The sequence below is a fragment of the Streptomyces lushanensis genome, from assembly GCF_001700515.1.
GTDB classification, from domain to species: domain Bacteria; phylum Actinomycetota; class Actinomycetes; order Streptomycetales; family Streptomycetaceae; genus Streptomyces; species Streptomyces lushanensis.
In genome coordinates, this window is sequence record NZ_MAUD01000404.1 from 1 (window position 1) to 19,408 (window position 19,408).

Below are 19,408 nucleotides of genomic sequence, written 5' to 3' on the forward strand. Positions count from 1 at the left end.
AGTGCGAAAACTAGCTTCGTCACCTCCGGCGACGAAGCTAGTTTTCGCACTTCCTGCCGAACAACACGACGTCGGTCACTTCACACATATGGGTGGCCATGGCGGGATTTGCCGGAGCGTGTGGGGGTGGGTGTGCTGCCCGGAAGGGGGGATGCCTAAAGTAAGGCACACCTAAGTCGACGCCTCAGTGGCGCCCGACCGGTGTCCCGAACCCATGTCCACCATGCCGTGGAACCGGCGTGTCCGCCCCGGCTCGGCACGTCCGTCCCGACCCAGCACTTCCCAGGAGCATCCAGATGTCCGTACGACGCCGTGGCGCAGCCGCCGTCGTCGCTCTCGCCGCCGCGCTCTTCCTCGCGGCCTGCGGCAGCGGCGCCTCCAACGACAGCTCGGACAGCGGTTCCGCCGCCTCCGACGACGGAGGGAAGAAGGCCGCCGTCGCCACGGGCGGCAAGGACTTCGCCGACGCGGCCAGGAAGACGGCCACCTACGGGACCGACGCCCGGCCCGGCCGGTTTCCGCGCACGATCACGCACGCCATGGGCACGACGGAGCTGAAGGCCCGCCCGGAGCGGGTCGTGGTCCTGGACGTGGGCGAGTTCGACAATGTCGTCTCGCTCGGTGTCCAGCCCGTCGGCTACGCGCCCACCGAGGGCGACGAGGGCATCCCGGGCTATCTGAAGCAGGGCGCGGGCAGCCCCGAGAACGTCGGCACGATCAACAGTCTCAACCTGGAAGCGATCGCCGGGCTCAAGCCCGATCTGATCCTGGGCAGTCAGTTGCGCGCGGCCGACAAGTACAAGGAGCTGTCGCGGATCGCCCCGACGGTCTTCTCCATCCGTCCGGGCTTCACCTGGAAGGAGAACTACCTCCTCAACGCCCAGGCGCTGGACCGAACCGCCGAGGCCGAGGCGGCGCTCGCCGCGTACGAGAAGAAGGCGGCGGACCTCGGCGCCGACCTCGGCCGGGACAAGCCGACCATCTCGATGGTGCGCTACATGCCCGACAAGCTGCGGCTCTACGCGAAGGCGTCCTTCATCGGCACGATCCTCGACGACATCGGCCTGCCGCGTCCCGAGAACCAGCGGATCGACGATCTCGCCGTGGAGATCAGCCCGGAGAAGATCGACGACGCCGACGCCGACTGGATCTTCACCGGGGTGTACGGCGATCCGGACAAGACCCAGCGGGACACCGCGCGCTCCAATCCGCTCTGGAAGAACCTGAGGGCGGTCAAGGCGGGACAGGCCAAGGACGTCCAGGACGAGACCTGGTACCTGGGGCTGGGAGTGACGGCGGCGGACCTGGTCCTCGACGATCTCCGCGGCCATCTGGTCAAGTAGCGTCGGCAGCACGGGTGTCCGGCCGGCGGCCCGAGCGCGGTCCCGGCACGGACCGGGGGCCCGGGGGCGGGACGCGCGCGCTGTCACGAGCCGTCGGTCATGGGCTGTTCCGGCCAGGGCCGGTGGGGCACGTGGGACAGGTAGCCTTTGCTCCGTGCCCTCCGTGCCCCGCCTGTCCGAAGTGACCGCCGCTCTCGACGCCCTCTGGCCCCCCGAGCGGGCCGAACAGTGGGACGCCGTCGGAACGGTCTGCGGTGATCCCGACGCCCCGGTGGCCCGGGTCCTCTTCGCGGTCGATCCCGTCCACGAGATCGCCGAAGAGGCGGTGAGCCTCGGCGCCGACCTGGTCGTCACCCACCATCCGCTCTATCTGCGCGGTACGTCGACGGTCGCGGCCTCCACCTTCAAGGGCCGCGTCGTGCACACCCTCATCAAGCACGACATCGCGCTGCACGTGGCCCACACCAACGCCGACACCGCCGATCCCGGTGTCTCCGACGCCCTCGCCGGCGCGCTGGACCTGCGGATCGTCGCGCCCCTCGTACCGGATCCGACGGACCCGACGGGACGGCGCGGACTCGGCCGGATCTGCGAACTGGACCACCCGGCCACACTGCGCGACTTCGCCGCGCGCGTCGCGCACCGGCTGCCCGCCACCGCGCAGGGCGTACGGCTGGCCGGCGACCCGGACGCCCCCGTCCGTACGGTCGCCGTCTCCGGCGGCTCGGGCGACGCTCTCTTCGACCAGGTCAGGGCGGTGGGCGTGGACGCGTTCCTCACCTCGGACCTGCGCCACCACCCTGCCTCCGAGGCCACACAGCACTCACCGCTGGGACTGATCGACGCCGCGCACTGGGCCACCGAGTGGCCCTGGTGCGAGCAGGCCGCCGCCCAGCTCGACGAGATCTCCGACCGCCATGGCTGGGACCTGCGGGTCCATGTCTCGAAGACGGTCACCGACCCCTGGTCGGCCCACCATGACTCGTCGGCCCATCACCACTCCTCAGGCCACCACCATTCTTCAGGAGCCCCCAACTGAACGCCGCGCCCGCCGACCAGATCCGACTTCTCGACGTCCAGGCCCTGGACGTACGACTGTCGCAGCTCGCCCACAAGCGCAGCTCGCTGCCCGAGCACGCCGAGATCGAGTCGCTCACCAAGGACCTCGCCCAGCTCCGCGACCTGCTGGTCGCCGCGACGACCGAGGAGAGCGACACCGCCCGCGAGCAGACCAAGGCGGAGCAGGACGTCGACCAGGTGCGCCAGCGCGCCGTACGCGACCAGCAGCGGCTGGACTCCGGCGCGATCACCTCGCCCAAGGACCTGGAGAACCTCCAGCGCGAGATCGTCTCGCTCGCCAAGCGCCAGGGCGATCTGGAGGATGTCGTCCTTGAGGTCATGGAGCGCCGCGAGTCCGCGCAGGAGCGGGTCGCCGAGCTGACGGAACGTGTCTCCTCCGTCCAGGCCAAGGCCGATGACGCCGCCGCGCGCCGCGACGCAGCGCTGGAGGAGTTCGACGGCCAGGTCGCGTCCGTGACCAAGGAGCGCGGGATCGTCGCCGCGTCCGTGCCGGCCGATCTGCTCAAGCTCTACGAGAAGCTCCGCGTCCAGCAGGGCGGCGTGGGCGCGGCCAGGCTCTTCCGGCGCCGCTGCGAGGGCTGCCAGCTCGAACTGAACATCACCGAGGTCAACGAGGTCAGGGCGGCGGCGCCGGACGCCGTGCTGCGCTGCGAGAACTGCCGCCGGATCCTGGTCCGCACGTCCGAATCGGGTCTGTGATGGCGAAGTTCGTCGTGGAGGCCGACGGTGGTTCCCGGGGCAACCCGGGCCCTGCCGGATACGGCGCGGTCGTCCTGGACCCGGTGACGGGCGAGACGCTCGCGGAGGCGGCCGAGTACATCGGGGTCGCGACGAACAATGTCGCCGAGTACAAGGGCCTGATCGCGGGCCTGAAGGCGGCGAAGGCGCTGGACGCGGACGCCTCGGTGCGGGTGCGCATGGACTCCAAGCTCGTCGTCGAGCAGATGTCGGGGCGCTGGAAGATCAAGCACCCGGACATGAAGCCGCTGGCGGCGGAGGCCGGGCGGGTCTTCCCGGCGGGCCAGGTCACCTACGAGTGGATCCCGCGCGAGCGGAACAAGCACGCGGACCGGCTGGCCAACGAGGCGATGGACGCGGGCAAGAAGGGCAAGCGGTGGGAGCCCTCGGCGTCCACGGCGGACCTCGACGCGAGGGCGGCGCGGAACGCTTCGGGCGGGGGCGGCGCGGGTGGCGCGGACGCGTCCGGGCGTGGCCAGGCCCGTGCCGCCGCCGGTGCGTCCGCCCGTACGGCCGCGCCTTCGAGGACGGCGGGTGACGCGGCGGCGGGAGCGGCGAAGGCGCGGGCGGCGCTCGCGGGCGGGCGCGCGTCCGGAGCCGGGGGAGCCGCGGGTACGGCGGCCGGGAGCACGGCGGCCCCTGTCCGCGAGGAGCCCGCCGACGAGCCGCTCACGACGGCGAGTCCGACGACTTCCGACGGCGGCGCGGCGACCGACACGGCCACGCTCCGGTCCCCGGCGGTCGGCTGGGGCACCTCCGCCGATCTCGGCGCTCCCGCCACCTTCGTCCTGCTGCGGCACGGCGAGACCGCCCTCACCCCCGAGAAGCGCTTCTCGGGCAGTGGCGGCGGCGATCCCGAACTCTCCGCGATCGGCCGCCGTCAGGCCGAGGCCGTCGCCGTCGCGCTGGCCGCGCGCGGCACCGTCCAGGACATCGTCTCCTCGCCGCTCCGGCGCTGCCGTGAGACGGCGGGGGCCGTGGCCGCCCGGCTCGGGCTGGACGTGACGGTCGAAGAGGGCCTGCGCGAGACGGACTTCGGCGCGTGGGAAGGGCTGACCTTCGCCGAGGTACGGGAACGTTATCCCGACGACCTCAGCGCCTGGCTCGCCTCACCGGCCGTCGCGCCGACAGGTGGCGGCGAGAGCTTCGCGACGGTCGGCCGCCGGGTCAGGGCGGCGCGCGACCGGCTGCTCGACCGGTACCAGGGACGCACGGTCCTGGTCGTCACCCATGTCACTCCGGTGAAGACACTGATCAGGCTGGCGCTCGGCGCGCCGCCCGAGTCGCTGTTCCGGATGGAGCTGTCGGCGGCCTCGCTGTCGGCGGTGGCGTACTACGCGGACGGCAACGCGTCGGTGCGGCTGCTGAACGACACCTCGCACCTGCGCTGACCCCCGGCCGCCGACCGCCCGCGTGTCCCACGGCCGGCGGCCGTCGACCGGCCGGCGAGGAACCGCTCGCGCGGGCGGACAGGCCCCAGAGCTCAGACCGTCGTGCGCAGCGCCGCGGCCTCGCGGGCCAGCGACTCGACCCGCGCCCAGTCCTTCGACGCGAGCGCGCCCGGTGGGAGCATCCATGTACCGCCGACGCAGCCGACGTTCGGCAGGGCGAGATACGACACCGCCTTGGCGGCCGTGATCCCGCCCGTCGGGCAGAACCGGGCCTGCGGGAGCGGACCGGCGAGTGAGGCGAGATAGGCCGTGCCGCCCGCGGCCTCGGCGGGGAAGAACTTCATCCCGCTCACTCCGCGTTCCAGCAGCGCCACCACCTCCGAGGCGGTCGAGACGCCGGGCAGGAACGGTACTCCCGAGTCCCGCATCGCGGTCAGCAGTGTGTCCGTCCATCCAGGACTGACCAGGAAGCGCGCGCCCGCCGTCACCGAGTCGGTCACGGCGCCGGCCGTCAGCACCGTACCGGCGCCGACCACCGCGTCCGGCACCTCGGCCGCGATCGCGCGGATCGCCTCACGCGCGGCCGGGGTCCGCAGCGTCACCTCGATCGCGGGCAGCCCGCCCGCGACCAGCGCGCGGGCGAGAGGTACGGCGTCGGCGGCATCGTCGATGACGACGACAGGGATGACGGGCGCGAGATCGAGCACGGAGGTCATGGCGTCATCCTGCCGTGCGTCGCCATGCTCCGCAATGAGCGTTGCGTGGTGTGCAACGGGAGTGTGCGGTGCATCTGGCGCGTTGATGGGCCGTGCCGCCGTGCCGGATGTGCCGTGCCGCCGTGCCGTTGTCAGTGGATCTCCGTGACCACCACGTCCAGGGCCCAGGGCCGGCCGGCCCGCGCCGGAGCCGTCGCCTCCACCACATGGCCGAGCTGACGGAGGGTGTCCACCAGCGCCGCGGGATTTCTCGGCCGGGCGCCCGCGAGGAGCAGATCCCGTACGAGCCGGCCCTTGGTCGCCTTGTTGAAGTGGCTCACCACCGACCGCTTCTCCACTCCGGTCACCGGATCGGTCTGCGCGTGCAGCACCCGTACCCGGGCCGTACGGCCCGCCAGTTCACCCTTCGGCTGCCAGGCCGCCGCGTACGCGGAGGACCGGAGGTCCAGTACGGTTCCGCCGTCAGCCGCCTCCGGCAGGACGGACTCCATCGGCGCGCGCCAGTACGCGCCCAGCGCTCCGAGTCCGGGCAGTCTGACGCCCATCGAGCAGCGGTAGGGAGGGATGCGGTCCCCCACCCGTACCGCGCCCCAGAGCCCCGAGAAGACCAGCAGCGACTTCCCGGCCCTGCGGCGCGCGGCGGTGTCGAGCGTGGCGAGGTCCAGCGCGTCGTACAGCACGCCGGTGTAGATCTCGCCGGCGGGACGCGTCCCGGCCGTCCGCAGCACCGCGTTCTTGGCGATCTCGCCGCGCAGCCCCTCGCTCAGCCCGAGCACCTCGCGGGCCTTCTCCTCGTCGGCCGCGCACAGGCCGACAAGCCCGTCCAGTACGGCGCCCCGGGCCTCGGCCAGTCCCGGCAGCGACAGGGACTCCAGCTTCAGCGGAGCCCCGCGCCCGGAAGCGGACTTGCCTTCCGACGGCGGCAGCAGGACGAGCACGTGACTTCTCCTCGGTCGGGATGCGGGGGAGGAACCGGCGTACGGAACGCGGCCCTCGCGCCAGAGTAGGCGACACCCGGACCGGCGCCCGACACCCGCGTACAGGCCCCGCGACGGGCTCGGCGGCGGGCTCGGTGGCGGCCCTGCACAGGGCGGGCGGCGGCTCCGGCGCAGGGCAGGCGGCGGTTCCGGCGCAGGGCAGGCGGCGGTTCCGGTGACGACGGTCGGCCCCCTGGCCGCTCCTCTCCCCGTGCTCCCGGGAGGCCCTGGCAGCAGGCCGAGGCGATGGGGCGCCCTGCCCCCTCCATGGACGGGTAAGATGACCTTTACGGCAGACGAGCCGGGCGGACGGCCGCGTGGAGGTCCCTGTGGATCTCCCCGAGGAACGTCCGGACTCCACACGGCAGGGTGGTGGGTAACGCCCACCCGGGGTGACCCGCGGGACAGTGCCACAGAAAACAGACCGCCGGGGACCCAGGTCCCCGGTAAGGGTGAAACGGTGGTGTAAGAGACCACCAGTGCCCAGGGTGACCTGGGCAGCTAGGTAAACCCCACCCGGAGCAAGGTCAAGAGGGGCCACCGCGAGGCGGCCCTGCGCGGACGTTCGAGGGCTGCCCGCCCGAGTCCGCGGGTAGACCGCACGAGGCCGACGGCAACGCCGGCCCTAGATGGATGGCCGTCTCCCGGTCGGCCGCGAGGTCGTCCGGCGACAAAATCCGGCGTACAGCCCGACTCGTTCTGCCGCTCGGCGGACAGAAGCCTCTGACTTGGTCGCACACCAGGCCAGAGGCTTCTTTCGGTGGAGGGCGGCATGGGTCCCGGACACCTCGCCTCCCACGATGCGCCGACCGCCACCATCCACCGATCGCCGTGATCGCCGACCGCCGCGATCCGCCGAGCCCGTGGCGGGGCGCGCGAAGTGCGTCATACGGCGGGTGCCCCGACCTCCCGCGGGTCGCTGCCGGAGGCGTGGTCGCCGCCGCTCGCGGGCGCGGGCGCCAGGATCCGCGACATGACGGCCGCGATGACGCAGAAGGCCACGGGCAGGAGGAAAGTGATGTTCAGCGGGATGAAGTGGGTGAGCGGTCCGATGACGGCCGGGCCGGCGAGCATCCCGAGATAGCCGAGGCCCGCGACGCGGGAGACATTGGTTCCCGCGGTGTCCTGGTCGGCGTGGCCCGCCGCGCTGAAGAGCTGGGGTACGCAGCCGGAGAGGCCGATGCCGAAGACCGTCCAGCCGGCCAGGGCCAGCGGGATCCACGGCGAGAGCGCGACCGCCGTGAGTCCGATCGCGCCCAGGGCGGCTCCGTACCGTACGACGGCCACCGGCCCGAAGCGGGCCGCCACCCGGTCCGTGAGCAGTCGTCCCGCGGTCATGGCAGTGGAGAAGGCACCGTAGGCGAAGGCGGCGGTGGCGGCGGGTGCGTCGAGGACGTCCCGCATCGCCAGCACGCTCCAGTCGTTGGCGACCCCTTCGCTGAGCATCAGCATCAGGGCGAGCGCGGCCAGGGCCCAGATACGGGGAGGTGTGCGGCGTCGGGCGGCCGGTGCCCGGCGGGCCTGCCCGGCCCGCGCGGTGTCCGAGGCGGTGTCCTGCCCAGGCGCCTTGTCCGGGCCGGCCGGGGCGTCCCGGCCTGGCGTCCCGTCCCCGGCCGCCGGCTCCGGCCGCAGCAGCGCGGGCGCCGCGAGCACCGTGACCACCAGGCCGAACGCGCTCACCAGCGCCAGCGTCGTCGCCGCGCTCCAGCCCCAGCTCAGTGTCCGCGCGCCGACCAGCGCCGCGAGCACTCCGCCCACCGAGAAGAAGGCGTGGAAGGCGGACATCACAGGGCGCTTGTAGCCGCGTTCGACCTGCACGGCGTGCGTGTTCATACTGACGTCCAGGCAGCCGTTGCCGAAGCCGAGCAGCAGCAGCGCCGCGCCCAGGGTCCAGGCGTTGTCGGCCAGTCCCGGCAGCACCACCGCCAGGACGCACAGCGCCGCGCTCGCCGGCACCGCCTTCCGGGCACCGAACCGGTCGGTGAGCGGCCCGACGAGCTGCATCCCGGCGAAAGCGCCGCCGCCGAGCAGCAGCAGGAGCCAGCCGAGCACGGCATGGCTGACACCGGCCCGGTGTTCCACGACCGGGATATGGACGACCCACGTGCCCAGGACGAAGCCGTTCAGGGTGAAGAAGCCGAAGGTGGCCAGCCGGGCGGCGCGCAGCGGTCTTCCGATGCCGGTCTTCGCCGTGCCGGGTTTCTTGATGCCGGATTTCTCCATGTCGGCGAACATAACAAACAAGATTGATGTGCGGAAGATTGCCTATCGCACACTCGTTGTGTTCAATGGCCGACATGGTGAGCACAGCGAGCACAGATCGACTCCGGCGGATCACCGATGCCGTACGCGGGAGCGGACAGGTGAGCGTGGCCGAGCTGGCCGAGCTGACCGGCGCCTCGGAGATGACCGTCCGCCGGGATCTGGAGGTCCTCAGCGATCAGGGCGTCCTGGAGCGCTACCGGGGCGGCGCCAGAAGCCTGCTGCTCCGCGGCGAGGAGCCGCCCTTCTCGCTGCGGGTCCAGGAAGGCGTGGAGGCCAAGCGCCGCATCGCCGCCGCCGTCGCCGAACTGATCGCCGACGGCGAGTCGGTCGTCGTCGACAGCGGCACCACCTGTCTGGAGGTGGCCCGTGCCCTGGAGGACCGCCGGCTGACCGTGATGCCGCTCTCCCTCCACGCCGCCAACGCGCTCACCGGCGCGCCTCGTCTGAAACTGCTGCTCCCCGGCGGCGAACCACGTTCGGGTGAACTCGCGCTGACCGGCCCGCTGACGGAGGCCTCACTCGCCGCGCTGCGTTTCGACACCGCCGTCATCGGCTGCTGCGGACTGACCGCCAAGGACGGGCTGACCTCGTACGACCTCTCCGACGCGGCCGTCAAACGCGCCGCGATCGCCTCGGCGCGACGCGTCATCGCAGTGGCGGACGCGGCCAAGTTCTCCCGTACCGCGCTCGCTCTCGTCGCACCGGTCTCCGCGCTCCACGCCGTCGTGACCGACGAGGCGGCTCCGGAGGAGGAGACGGACGCGATGGCCGCGGCGGGGGTGAACGTACGCAAGGTGTGACCTCCTCCGGTGGTGGCGGGACGGGCCGACGCATGACAATGGGTGCGCGGCGGCAGGCCCGGTTCGGGCGGCCGTCCCGCACGGCGGGTAGCTGTTCGCGTACCCGCCGTCGGTTGACCGATCGAGGAGCGACACACATGGCTGGACAGTTCGAGGCGACCACGGAGATCGACCGGCCCGTCGAAGAGGTGTTCGCCTTCCTCGCCGCAGGCACGAACGACCCCACGTTCAGCCCCCGGGTGCAGGCGATCGAGAAGGTTCCGGACGGTCCCACGGCGGTCGGCACGGTCTTCCGCAGTACGGTCAAGGACGCGGGCATGACCACCAAGCGCGAGATCCGGATCACGGAGCTGGAGGCGCCCGGCAAGATCCGCTGGGCCGAGACGTCCAAGAACTCCGTCACCTCGGCCGAGGGCGGTTACGACCTGGAGAGCGTCGGCGGGGGCAGGACCCGGGTGCGGATCTTCAATGTGCTCGAAGGGCACGGCATCGGCAAGCTGCTCGTCGGTATCGCCCTGGCCGCCGCCAGGAAGGACGCGCCGGCCTTCGCCGAGCGGATCAAGAAGGCCGTCGAAGCCTCCTAGCCGGAGCTTTCGGACCATGGGCCCCGGACGGTGGTGGACACCGCCGCCCGGGGCATGGGGCCGGCCGTGGCGCGGGAGCCGGGTGCGTACGGGTGAGGCCGTGCGTACGGGTGAGCGGGCTGTGCGGGAGCGCCGGTTCGTACGGCGGCTGTGGCGCGGACGGCGGGCCCGCTTGTCTTCGAGTGCGCTGCAACTCCTAGCGTTCGTCCCATGGACTCTGTTGAGAGCAGGACTCAGGGCACGACCGGGAGCAGGACCGGGAGCAGGACCGGGAGCAGGACGCTGGGACGGAGCGGGATCACCGTCGGCGCGCTCGGCTTCGGCTGCTGGGCCATCGGCGGCGAGTGGCAGGACCGCGACGGCAATCCGCTCGGCTGGGGCACGGTCAACGACGAGGAGTCCGTCGCCGCGCTCCACCGGGCGCTCGACCTCGGTATCACCTTCTTCGACACGGCCGATGTGTACGGTACGGGCCACAGCGAACGCGTCCTGGGGCGGGCGCTGCGCGGGCGGCGGCGGGACGAGGTCGTCATCGCGACCAAGTGGGGCAACACCTTCGACGAGTCCACCCGTACTCTCACCGGCTCCGACAGCACGCCCGCGTACGCCCGGCGGGCGCTGACCGCCTCACTGCGCCGCCTCGGCACGGAGTACGTCGACCTCTACCAACTCCACCTCTCCGACGCGCCGTTCGAGTCCGCCGCCGAACTCCGTGACGCCTGCGAGGAGTTCGTACGGGAGGGCCTGATCCGCGCGTACGCCTGGTCCACGGACGATCCCGAGAGGGCGGCGCTGTTCGCCGAGGGCGAGCACTGCGCGGCCGTGCAGCACGCCTGCAATGTGCTGGAGGACGCGCCGGAGATGCTCGCGCTCTGCGCGGAGCGCGGCCTCGCGAGCGTCAACCGCAGCCCCCTCGCGATGGGTCTGCTGACCGGGAAGCACGCGGCCGGCGGCCGGAGCGCCTCCGGCGACATCAGGACCGTACCGCCCGCGTGGCTGCGGTGGTTCGACGAGGGCGGCGTCCCGGCGCCGGAGTGGGCGGCGCGGGTGGAGGCCGTACGGTCCGTGCTCACCAGCGACGGCCGGACCCTGGCGCAGGGCGCACTCGCCTGGCTCTGGGCCCGCGCCCCGCACACGGTGCCGATCCCCGGATTCCGCTCGGTCGCCCAGGCGGCGGAGAACGCGGGAGCGCTCGCGTACGGGCCGCTGCGCGCCGAGCAGTTGGCGGAGATCAGGACGGCGCTGACGTCGGTCGGCTAGGTCCTGTCCGGCGGATCTTCGTGGATCGGCCCGGGGCGGCTGGTGGAGGGGGTACCTCCCGTGCCGTTCAGGCCACGGGGGAGCATCGCAAGGCGGAGGATCGGCGTCGTCGACGGCCCGGCCGTACTCGGACGACTCCGACAACGCGGCGAGGTGCCGTGCCGGGCGTCGCGGACCCGCGAAGATCCGCCGGACAGGGCCTAGGCGTCCGCGGCAGGACAGGGCCCAAGGCGTGTCGCCCCTGAGGATCCGTGGACCGGTCAGCGGCGCCGCAGTGACGGGTCGAGCAGCGCGGGCGGTGTGTCGTGCTTCTCGTGCGGGGCGAGGTCGGTGCCCGGGGGGACGATCGCGTCGATCTGGTCGAGTACGTCGGCGGAGAGCACGGTGTCCGCGGCGGCGAGTTGCGCGCGCAGATGGCCGAGCGTGCGGGGGCCGATGAGGGCGCTGGTCACGCCGGGATGCGCGGTCACGAATCCGAGCGCGAGCTGGATCATGGTCAGGCCGGCCCCGGCGGCGACCTCGGCCAGCCGCTCGACGGCGTCGAGCCTGGCCCGGTTGGCGGGCACGGCGGTGTCGAAGCGCTGCGGCATGAGCCGTGAGCGGCTGGTGGTGATCTCCTGCCCCGCGCGGATCGCGCCCGACAGCCAGCCCGAGGCCAGCGGGCTCCACGCCAGCACACCGAGTCCGTACTGCTCGGTCACGGGCAGTACATGGGTCTCGATGCCGCGCTGGAGGATCGAGTAGCTGGGCTGCTCGGTGACGTACCGGCCCAGGTGATACTCGCGGGCGGCCCACTGGGCCTGCACGACGCGGTACGCGGGGAACGTCGAGGAGCCGAAGTAACGGATCTTTCCCGCGCGTTGCAGGTCGGTCAGGGCCGACAGCGTCTCCTCGTCGCTGGTGCGCGGGTCCCACCGGTGGATCTGGTACAGATCGACGTGGTCGACCCCGAGGCGGCGCAGGCTGTTGTCCAACTCGGTGACCAGCCAGCGGCGCGAGCTGCCCTGATGGTTGCGCTCGTCGCCCATCGGCATGTTCGCCTTCGTGGCCAGCACGATGTCGTCGCGGCGGCCGGCGATGGCCTTGCCGACCATCTCCTCCGACTCGCCGGCGCCGTACATGTCGGCGGTGTCGATGACGTTGATCCCGCCTTCAAGAGCGGCGTCGACGATCGCGGTGGCCTCGTCCTGGGTGGTGCGCCCGATCGCGCCGAAGTTCATCGCGCCGAGCGCGAGGGAGCTGACCTGCACACCGGTGCGGCCCAAGGTGCGGTACTGCATGACCGTGTTCCTCCATCTGGTCGTCGGGTTGGTCGTCGGCCGCCGCTCTGACATCATGAGCAAACGGAACCTTGTTCCGGAACAATACGGAACACTGTTCCGTTTGGCTAGCCCGGTGATGGCCGGCTCGTACCGGCCCGGTTCGACAGCGGAGGAGCGGCGCGGTGAACGACGGCCACGACAGCGACAAGGGCGCGGGGCGCGCGGCGCGGTCCAGGCGGGCGGACGCCCGGCGCAATGAGGAGACCCTGCTCGACGCGGCCGCCGCGGTCTTCGTCACATCGGGCGTGGAGGCGCCGGTACGGGACATCGCGGCCGAGGCCGGTGTCGGGGTCGGCACGATCTACCGCCACTTCCCGACACGGGCGGATCTCATCATCGCCGTCTACCGGCACCAGGTGGAGGCCTGCGCCGAGGCCGGTCCCGCCCTGCTGGCGGCCGGCCCGACGCCGCACGCCGCGCTGGCGCGATGGATCGACCTCTTCGTCGATTTCCTGGTCACCAAGCACGGACTCGCCGCCGTGCTCCAGTCCGACAACGCCGGCTTCGACACGCTGCACGCCTACTTCCTCGACCGCCTCGTACCCGTGTGCGCCCAGCTGCTCGACGCCGCGGTCGCCGCCGGTGAAATCCGCTCCGACGTGGACGCCCTCGCGCTCATGCGCGGCGTCGGGAACCTCTGCATCGGCGCCGAACGCGACCCGCGCTACGACGCCCGCCGCATGGTCGACCTGCTGGTCGCGGGACTGCGCCAGCCGCGACGGAAGTAGCGCGCCAAAACGACCGCGAGGTCATGGGCCACGTGCCTTCCAGCAGGCGACGCCCCGACCCTCTCAGAAGTGCCCGGGCGCCTCGCGGGCATCCAGGGCTTCTTGGCCGTCATGCCTCCACCCGCATCTCTCCCCAGACCTGCTTGCCCCAGTTGTAGAGGTCGGTGCCCCAGCGCTCGGTGAGGGAGTCGACGATCACCAGCCCCCGGCCACGGATCTGGTCGCCGTCGAAGTCCGTCCGCATCATCGGGACGGCCTTCGAGCGGTCGACGACCCCGAGGCGGACCCGGTTGTCCGTGGGACGCGAGACGATCACGCGAATCGACGCGAAGCGGCCGTGGTCCACGGCGTTCGAGACCAGCTCGGTGACGACCACCGTGGCGTCGTCGATACGGTCCTCCAGACCCCAAGCGCCCAGGGCGGTACGCACGAGCTCCCGGGCGACCGCCGCGCTCTCCGGCTCACGGGGAAGGGTCTGGGAGTACCCGGGATGCCCGGTGGGGCGGGGTGTGGCGGTCACTGGCATCGGGACCTCGTCCGCTGTCGAACGATCAGGGAAGGCCGCCGACCGTGCGTCACAGACCAGTTCGGAGAAGCGGGGCGACCAGACGGCAAGCGGTGTGCTGCGACCGTAGGGAAGGCACGGGTGACACCTCCACAATTTTCTACGGTTTTCTATGCGGCCTACCCCAGATGGGCAAGGGCGTCCGTGATCAACTCACGGGCCGCGCTTCCGTACACCGCCGAATCGGCCATTGACTTGATGGCTCTGACGTACTGTTCGACCTCGCCCGGGGCCGTGATCTTCACGGCCGCGGACAGCAGCTCGACATGGACCCGGGCGTCGTCGAAGACGTTGAAGGTCTCCAGGGGCCAGGTCGGGCGTTCGGCGGAGAAGGGGATCACGCCCAGACTGACCGATGGCAGGGACATCAGCGTGAGCAGGTAGCCCAGTTGTCCGGCCATGGTCTCGGCGTCACCGATCCGGTACCTGAGCACCGACTCCTCCACCAGCACGGAGAAACGGTTCCCGTTCACGAACAGCACCCGGGAGCGCCTCATACGTGCCTCCACGGCCTCGGTCACGTCGTTCGGCGTGCTGTGGAAGCGGGAGATGTTGTCCAGGAGCGCGGTCGCGTACGAGGGTGTCTGGAGGAGCCCGGGGACCACGGTGGAGCAGTACACCCGGAACAGGCGGGTGCGCTCGTACAGCTCGACCCGCGACTCCTGGAGGTGCCGCAGCCCGGTGCGCTGCACGCGCCGCCATTCCAGGTACATGGAGTCCGCCGACTGGGCGGAGGCCACCAGGTCCTCCACCGCGCCGTTGGCGTCGCAGGCCGCACACCAGGCCCTGATGTCGGATGTCGCCGGTGGGGTCCGGGCGTGTTCGATGCGCGAGACCTTCGAGGGATACCAGTCCAGCCGTCGTGCAAGCTCGGTGGCCGTCAGCCCCGCCTCAGTGCGGATCTCCCGGAGGCGGGTGGCGAGCTGGCGCCGGGCAGCTTGTACGGCGGCTGTCGGTGACTCGGTCATTCCTCGCTCAGACGGTGTAGCGCTCGTGCGGAACGGCTCGGTCCCAGATGGCCTCGAACGCCTCGGAGACGTTCTTGATCACGTCGGGGTCCTCGCTGAGGGTGTGGCCGACGAAGGCGCCTTCACCGGAGAACAAGCCGAAGCGGATCAGATCGGTGTCGAAGAGCCACAGGTCATTGCCGGGGAGCAGCAGGTCCGAGGCCAGACGTCGCGGAAGCCATCGGACCTCCTCTCCCGCCATGACGTTCTGGAACGTACAGGAGTGCTCGTAGCGCACGTACTCCGACAGCGGTTCGGAGACCACTCGGGCCCGGCGCACCTGCATGCCACGGCCCACCGCCTCGGCCACGGAGGAGTGGAAGGAGTTCCACCACGCGTCCCGGTTCTCCGGCGTGTGCCGGTGGCCGGCTCTCCAGGCGGCGAAGTCCTCGTCCTCGTCGGCGACTCCGTAGGTGTCACGGGTCTCCAGGTGGATGGCGCTGCGACGGCAGCGGGCCAGCAGCTCAGCGAACGGCGGAACCGTCTGCGACATCACACGCCTCCCTGATCGCGGCCACCATGCGGGCGGGCAGCCGGACGACCGCTTCGGTGTCCGGGATGCCGCCTGTCCGCACGCACTCCCGCTCCGTCTCCTCGTCCGCCTTCCACCCCTGGAGGACGAAGTCCCCGGTCTTCTAGTCCACCCACACGGTCGGGCAGTTGTCCCCGTTGGTATTCGGGTCCTTCGCGATGAACCGTAACGTCATGGTTTTCCCCGATCCTCTGGCTTCTACAGGCTTCTACGACCGTCACTCAAGAGGGGTTCCTCGGTCAAGACCGCCAAGGCTCGTGGAACGCAAGGGAGCGCCCCCTCACGGCCGAAGCCGGAGGGGGGGTGTACTCGTCTCGCCAGAGTCTTCAAAGGAAAACCCCCGGACACCGCTGCGGTTCAGCCCTTCGGGATACGGGCGCCCGTGCCGCTCACCCGGATGCGGGGGTCGTCGGTTCGTAGTTCCACCGTCAGGACTCCGGGGCGGCCCATGTCGTCTCCCTGGTGGAGGGTGAGGGTCGACTCCTCGGGTACGAGGCCGAGTTCGCGGGCGTACGCGCCGAAGGCCGCCGCCGCGGCGCCCGTCGCCGGGTCCTCGACGACACCGCCCACCGGGAACGGGTCGCGGACATGGAAGACCGCCGGGGATTCGCGCCAGACGAGCTGAAGAGTCGTCAGATCCCTGCGGCGCATCAGCGTTTCGAGCCGCTGGAAGTCGTACGAGAGGTCCGCCAGGCGTTCCCGGCCTGCCGCGGCGAGGACGAGGTGGCGGGCTCCCGCGAAGGCGATACGGGGCGGCAGGGCCGGGTCCAGATCGCCGGCCGGCCAGCCGAGGGCGGCGAGCGCCTCCTGTACGTCCGGCTCGTCCGCGTCGGCGACGTACGGTACGACGCTGGTGAGCGTGGCCCGGGGCGCGCCGTCCTCGCCTGCGGCCGTGACCGTCACCGGTACGGTGCCCGCGCGGGTCGCGAAGACCAGGTCACCGGGGCCCACGCGCTCGGCCAGCGCCACGGCGGTGGCGATGGTGGCGTGCCCGCAGAAGGGGACCTCCGCCTTGGGGCTGAAGTAGCGGACGGTGAACGCGCGGCCCGGCTCGCCGAGCCCCTCCGGCGGCGCGGTCAGGAACGCGGTCTCGCTGTACCCCACCCGCGCGGCGATCGCGAGCATCTCGTCGTCCGTGAGCCCGGACGCGTCCAGGACGACACCGGCCGGGTTGCCGCCGTCGGGGTCGGCGGAGAAGGCGGTGTACCGGAGGACCTCGGCGGGGGCCGTACGGCCGGGCGCGGGCGTGGGCGCGGGATGCTGGCTCATATCCGCCCCAACGGCTCGGACACCCCGGCGCATTCCCGGGGGTACGGCGGTCCGCCCGGCCGTCGGCCCCCTCGGCCGCCGGTCCGTTCCCGGTGGTGCGTCCCGCCCGGCCGCCGGTCCGTCCTCGGTCGGCGGGCCGCACGGCGACGGTCGCCGTGCCACGGGCCTCAAGCGCCGGACGGGCCGCCTCAGCCTCTTCCCACGTACGGCATCGTCGTCGCCATCACCGTCGCGAACTGCACGTTCGCCTCCAGCGGCAGTTCCGCCATGTGCAGCACCGTCATGGCCACGTCCGACACGTCCATCACCGGCTCCACCGCGAGTTCGCCGTTCGCCTGCTTCACACCGCGCCGCATACGTTCCGTCATGTCGGTCGCCGCGTTGCCGATGTCGATCTGGCCGCAGGCGATGCGGTACCGACGGCCGTCCAGGGAGAGCGACTTGGTGAGGCCGGTCATACCGTGCTTCGTCGCGGTGTACGCGACCGAGTCGGGCCGTGGCGCGTGCGCCGAGACCGAGCCGTTGTTGATGATCCGCCCGCCCTGCGGGTTCTGGGCCTTCATCAGCCGGAACGCCGCCTGCGCGCAGAGGAACGCGCCCGTCAGGTTCGTGTCCACGACCTTCTGCCAGGCGGACAGCGGCAGATCCTCCAGCGCGATGCCTCCCGGCCCGAAGGTGCCCGCGTTGTTGAAGAGCAGGTCGAGCCGTCCGTACCGCTCGCGTACGGCGGCGAACAGGGCGTCCACGTCGGCCGGTTGGGACACGTCCGTCCGTACGGTCAGTACGTCCTCCGGTGCGTCGCCCGGTCCTACGCCGCCCGGTCCCGCGCCGCGCGCGCTCATCGCCGCCGCCGTCTCCTCCAGCGTCTCGACGCGCCGTCCGGCCGGCACCACCGACCAGCCCGCCGCGCTCAGGGCCACCGCGACCGCGCGGCCGATACCGGAACCGGCCCCCGTCACCACGGCAGTTCTCCGGTTGCTGTCGGTCCTCCGCATGGCGTCCATGGCCACGCAGCGTACGTGAGGTACAACTTGGCGAGGCACACGGATCTCCATCTCCATTGCTTCGCCATGTGCATGTTGTGTACCCGACAACAGGGCGTCTTCGCCCCCGAGTGGAATTCCAGGTGACAGCCGCCGTCAGGGGAGGGGCACATGACACCTTTTCACCGCCGGACACTGGGAACGGGACCGCGCGTACCCGTACAGGGCGTACCCGTACAGCGAACGTCGACGACTCCGTCCATCACAGCGGGAACGCATTCACCCGAACTGAGGGCAGCCGCCGCGCATCTCGGCAGGCGCCGGTTCCTCACCGGTACCGCTGCCGCCGCCGCGCTGGCCTTCGCCGTCAATCTGCCGACCGCGGGCATCGCGGGCGCGGCCCAACTGGACGCCAGGAAGATCACCGAGGACCCGTTCACCCTCGGTGTCGCCTCCGGTGATCCGCGTCCCGACGGCGTTCTGCTCTGGACACGGCTGGCACCGCACCCCTACGAGCCCGACAGCGGACTGCCGCCCAACCGGGTCTCCGTACGCTGGGAGTTGGCGCAGGACGCCCGCTTCACGCGGATCGTCAAGCGCGGAGAGGCCGACGCGCACCCGGAGTTCCATCACAGCGTCCATGTCGACGTGCCGGGCCTGGGCGCGGACCGCGTGTACTACTTCCGCTTCCGCGTGGGCAACTGGATCAGTCCGGTCGGCCGTACGCGTACCGCGCCCGCGCACGGCGCCCGTGTCAACGATCTGAGGTTCGCCGCCGTCTCCTGCCAGGCGTACCACGACGGCTACTTCACCGCGTACAAGCATCTCGCGCAGGAGGACCTCGACGTGGTCTTCCACCTCGGCGACTATCTGTACGAGTACGCCGTGAGCGCCGTCGGAGGCGCGCGCAACTACCCGGAGCCGCGGCTGCCCGCGCACTTCAACCGTGAGACGACGACGCTGGAGGACTACCGGCTGCGGTACGGCCTCTACAAGTCGGACCCGGATCTGCGGGCCGCGCACGCCGCCCATCCGTTCGTCGTGACGTGGGACGACCACGAGACGGAGAACAACTACGCGGGTGACACGCCCGAGAACGACGTCCCGCCGGAGGAGTTCCTGCTGCGCAGGGCGTCGGCGTACCGCGCGTACTGGGAGAACCAGCCGCTGCGCCTCCCGCAGCGGCCCCAGGGACCCGACATGAAGCTGTACCGGCGGCTGGACTTCGGGCGGCTGGCGCGGTTCGACATCCTGGACACCCGGCAGTACCGCTCGGACCAGGCGTACGGCGACGGCTGGCAGACACCGGGCCCGGAGTCCGAGGACCCGTCGCGCACCCTGACCGGCGAGGTCCAGGAGCGCTGGCTGCTGGACGGCTGGAAGAAGTCGGCGGCCACCTGGAACGTCGTACCGCAGCAGGTGACCTTCTCGCAGCGCCGCAATCTCACGACTCCGGACTTCAAGCTGTCGATGGACTCGTGGGACGGCTATCCGGCGTCGCGGCAGCGGCTGCTGAACGGTGTGGAGGCGGCCGGCGTCAAGAACTTCATGGTCCTGACCGGCGATGTGCACACCGCCTACGCGTACGACATCAAGAAGGACTGGAACAACCCGAGGTCGCGCACGCTCGGCACGGAGATCGTGGCGACGTCGATCTCCAGCGGCAGGGACGGCGAGGAGCGCCCGGCCAACTGGTCGACCCTCATGACGGCCAATCCGCACATGAGGTTCTACAACGGCCGCCGCGGCTATGTGACGGTGACGCTCACCGCCAAGCGGGCCCGCGCGGACTTCAAGACGGTGAACGCGGTCACCACCCCGGGAGCCCCGCTGACGACGGCGGCCTCC

At 71.4% G+C, this 19,408-nt stretch carries 18 protein-coding genes, 1 other RNA gene and 1 pseudogene; 10 read left to right on the forward strand and 10 right to left on the reverse strand.

Annotated elements, in window-relative coordinates; all coding sequences use genetic code 11:
• Nucleotides 1-296: 296 nt before the first annotated feature.
• The 4 genes from BFF77_RS27835 to BFF77_RS27850 all read left to right on the forward strand — a co-directional run bounded on the left by BFF77_RS27835 (nucleotide 297) and on the right by BFF77_RS27850 (nucleotide 4,552).
• A complete protein-coding gene (locus BFF77_RS27835) occupies nucleotides 297-1,343 on the forward strand; it encodes an ABC transporter substrate-binding protein (RefSeq protein WP_066955143.1) in 1,047 nt (348 codons plus the stop codon).
• A 163-nt stretch (nucleotides 1,344-1,506) separates the two neighbouring features.
• Nucleotides 1,507-2,382, forward strand: a complete 876-nt coding sequence (locus BFF77_RS27840; protein ID WP_066955182.1) for a Nif3-like dinuclear metal center hexameric protein — start codon at nucleotides 1,507-1,509, stop codon at nucleotides 2,380-2,382.
• Nucleotides 2,379-3,122 (forward strand): zinc ribbon domain-containing protein, encoded by a 744-nt coding sequence (locus BFF77_RS27845; protein ID WP_066955147.1) that lies wholly within the window; start codon nucleotides 2,379-2,381, stop codon nucleotides 3,120-3,122. The genes BFF77_RS27840 and BFF77_RS27845 overlap by 4 nt, the downstream gene beginning before the upstream one ends.
• Nucleotides 3,122-4,552, forward strand: a complete 1,431-nt coding sequence (locus BFF77_RS27850) for a bifunctional RNase H/acid phosphatase (RefSeq protein ID WP_066955151.1) — start codon at nucleotides 3,122-3,124, stop codon at nucleotides 4,550-4,552. The genes BFF77_RS27845 and BFF77_RS27850 overlap by 1 nt, the downstream gene beginning before the upstream one ends.
• Before the next feature lie 92 nt (nucleotides 4,553-4,644).
• Here BFF77_RS27850 and eda read toward each other — a convergent pair whose 3' ends face one another.
• Together eda and yaaA are read right to left on the reverse strand one after the other, a co-directional pair.
• A complete protein-coding gene (gene eda, locus BFF77_RS27855) occupies nucleotides 4,645-5,268 on the reverse strand; it encodes a bifunctional 4-hydroxy-2-oxoglutarate aldolase/2-dehydro-3-deoxy-phosphogluconate aldolase (protein WP_066955153.1) in 624 nt (207 codons plus the stop codon).
• Nucleotides 5,269-5,399: 131 nt separating this feature from the next.
• The gene (gene yaaA / locus BFF77_RS27860) at nucleotides 5,400-6,206 is read right to left on the reverse strand and encodes a peroxide stress protein YaaA (RefSeq protein WP_066955156.1); all 807 of its coding nucleotides are present in this window, start codon (nucleotides 6,204-6,206) and stop codon (nucleotides 5,400-5,402) included.
• A gap of 336 nt (nucleotides 6,207-6,542) precedes the next feature.
• On the opposite strand from yaaA, the gene rnpB reads away from it, so the two are divergent.
• Nucleotides 6,543-6,946, forward strand: an RNA gene (gene rnpB / locus BFF77_RS27865) — RNase P RNA component class A.
• 184 nt (nucleotides 6,947-7,130) lie between these two features.
• On the opposite strand, the gene BFF77_RS27870 is transcribed toward rnpB, so the two are convergent.
• Complete coding sequence (locus BFF77_RS27870; protein WP_066955185.1) at nucleotides 7,131-8,468, reverse strand: MFS transporter; 1,338 nt, start codon at nucleotides 8,466-8,468, stop codon at nucleotides 7,131-7,133.
• Nucleotides 8,469-8,542: 74 nt separating this feature from the next.
• Between BFF77_RS27870 and BFF77_RS27875 the strand changes: the two genes are divergently transcribed.
• From BFF77_RS27875 to BFF77_RS27885, 3 genes are all read left to right on the forward strand, one after another.
• Nucleotides 8,543-9,310 carry a DeoR/GlpR family DNA-binding transcription regulator gene (locus BFF77_RS27875; RefSeq protein ID WP_066955188.1) on the forward strand — a complete coding sequence of 256 codons (768 nt, stop codon included), beginning with the start codon at nucleotides 8,543-8,545 and terminating at the stop codon, nucleotides 9,308-9,310.
• Nucleotides 9,311-9,447: 137 nt separating this feature from the next.
• Nucleotides 9,448-9,894, forward strand: a complete 447-nt coding sequence (locus BFF77_RS27880) for an SRPBCC family protein (RefSeq protein WP_066955159.1) — start codon at nucleotides 9,448-9,450, stop codon at nucleotides 9,892-9,894.
• Between the two features lie 210 nt (nucleotides 9,895-10,104).
• A complete protein-coding gene (locus BFF77_RS27885; protein ID WP_079125551.1) occupies nucleotides 10,105-11,154 on the forward strand; it encodes an aldo/keto reductase in 1,050 nt (349 codons plus the stop codon).
• Nucleotides 11,155-11,414: 260 nt separating this feature from the next.
• Here BFF77_RS27885 and BFF77_RS27890 read toward each other — a convergent pair whose 3' ends face one another.
• Nucleotides 11,415-12,434: an aldo/keto reductase gene (locus tag BFF77_RS27890; protein WP_066955162.1), complete on the reverse strand. Its 1,020-nt coding sequence runs from the start codon at nucleotides 12,432-12,434 to the stop codon at nucleotides 11,415-11,417.
• A gap of 164 nt (nucleotides 12,435-12,598) precedes the next feature.
• Here BFF77_RS27890 and BFF77_RS27895 point away from each other — a divergent pair, with 164 nt between their 5' ends.
• On the forward strand, nucleotides 12,599-13,204 hold the full coding sequence (locus tag BFF77_RS27895; RefSeq protein WP_066955165.1) for a TetR/AcrR family transcriptional regulator: 606 nt from the start codon (nucleotides 12,599-12,601) through the stop codon (nucleotides 13,202-13,204).
• A gap of 109 nt (nucleotides 13,205-13,313) precedes the next feature.
• Here BFF77_RS27895 and BFF77_RS27900 read toward each other — a convergent pair whose 3' ends face one another.
• The 6 genes and pseudogenes from BFF77_RS27900 to BFF77_RS27920 all read right to left on the reverse strand — a co-directional run bounded on the left by BFF77_RS27900 (nucleotide 13,314) and on the right by BFF77_RS27920 (nucleotide 17,581).
• Nucleotides 13,314-13,730 (reverse strand): ATP-binding protein, encoded by a 417-nt coding sequence (locus BFF77_RS27900; RefSeq protein ID WP_066955168.1) that lies wholly within the window; start codon nucleotides 13,728-13,730, stop codon nucleotides 13,314-13,316.
• A gap of 158 nt (nucleotides 13,731-13,888) precedes the next feature.
• Entirely contained in the window at nucleotides 13,889-14,737 is an 849-nt protein-coding gene (locus tag BFF77_RS27905; RefSeq protein ID WP_066955171.1) for a helix-turn-helix domain-containing protein, read from the reverse strand.
• Nucleotides 14,738-14,744: 7 nt separating this feature from the next.
• Nucleotides 14,745-15,269: a DUF6879 family protein gene (locus tag BFF77_RS27910; protein WP_066955173.1), complete on the reverse strand. Its 525-nt coding sequence runs from the start codon at nucleotides 15,267-15,269 to the stop codon at nucleotides 14,745-14,747.
• A pseudogene (locus BFF77_RS37220) lies at nucleotides 15,241-15,483 on the reverse strand (hypothetical protein). Before BFF77_RS37220 ends, BFF77_RS27910 begins: the two are co-directional and overlap by 29 nt.
• 182 nt (nucleotides 15,484-15,665) lie before the next feature.
• Nucleotides 15,666-16,577 (reverse strand): PhzF family phenazine biosynthesis protein, encoded by a 912-nt coding sequence (locus BFF77_RS27915; protein ID WP_066955176.1) that lies wholly within the window; start codon nucleotides 16,575-16,577, stop codon nucleotides 15,666-15,668.
• A 188-nt stretch (nucleotides 16,578-16,765) separates the two neighbouring features.
• Nucleotides 16,766-17,581 carry an SDR family oxidoreductase gene (locus BFF77_RS27920; protein WP_079125552.1) on the reverse strand — a complete coding sequence of 272 codons (816 nt, stop codon included), beginning with the start codon at nucleotides 17,579-17,581 and terminating at the stop codon, nucleotides 16,766-16,768.
• Nucleotides 17,582-17,731: 150 nt separating this feature from the next.
• Here BFF77_RS27920 and BFF77_RS27925 point away from each other — a divergent pair.
• Nucleotides 17,732-19,408, forward strand: a 1,677-nt coding sequence (locus BFF77_RS27925; protein WP_079125553.1) for an alkaline phosphatase D family protein, incomplete at its 3' end; no start/stop codon positions are given.

Bases quoted from the DNA above. Each gene is read 5' to 3' on its own strand.
- BFF77_RS27915 (WP_066955176.1), bottom strand. From the start codon at position 16,577: ATGAGCCAGCATCCCGCGCCCACGCCCGCGCCCGGCCGTACGGCCCCC.
- BFF77_RS27920 (WP_079125552.1), bottom strand. From the start codon at position 17,581: ATGGACGCCATGCGGAGGACCGACAGCAACCGGAGAACTGCCGTGGTG.
- BFF77_RS27890 (WP_066955162.1), bottom strand. From the start codon at position 12,434: ATGCAGTACCGCACCTTGGGCCGCACCGGTGTGCAGGTCAGCTCCCTC.
- BFF77_RS27905 (WP_066955171.1), bottom strand. From the start codon at position 14,737: ATGACCGAGTCACCGACAGCCGCCGTACAAGCTGCCCGGCGCCAGCTC.
- BFF77_RS27910 (WP_066955173.1), bottom strand. From the start codon at position 15,269: ATGTCGCAGACGGTTCCGCCGTTCGCTGAGCTGCTGGCCCGCTGCCGT.
- BFF77_RS27835 (WP_066955143.1), top strand. From the start codon at position 297: ATGTCCGTACGACGCCGTGGCGCAGCCGCCGTCGTCGCTCTCGCCGCC.
- BFF77_RS27850 (WP_066955151.1), top strand. From the start codon at position 3,122: ATGGCGAAGTTCGTCGTGGAGGCCGACGGTGGTTCCCGGGGCAACCCG.
- BFF77_RS27875 (WP_066955188.1), top strand. From the start codon at position 8,543: ATGGTGAGCACAGCGAGCACAGATCGACTCCGGCGGATCACCGATGCC.
- BFF77_RS27880 (WP_066955159.1), top strand. From the start codon at position 9,448: ATGGCTGGACAGTTCGAGGCGACCACGGAGATCGACCGGCCCGTCGAA.
- BFF77_RS27900 (WP_066955168.1), bottom strand. From the start codon at position 13,730: ATGCCAGTGACCGCCACACCCCGCCCCACCGGGCATCCCGGGTACTCC.
- eda (WP_066955153.1), bottom strand. From the start codon at position 5,268: ATGACCTCCGTGCTCGATCTCGCGCCCGTCATCCCTGTCGTCGTCATC.
- BFF77_RS27870 (WP_066955185.1), bottom strand. From the start codon at position 8,468: ATGGAGAAATCCGGCATCAAGAAACCCGGCACGGCGAAGACCGGCATC.
- BFF77_RS27885 (WP_079125551.1), top strand. From the start codon at position 10,105: ATGGACTCTGTTGAGAGCAGGACTCAGGGCACGACCGGGAGCAGGACC.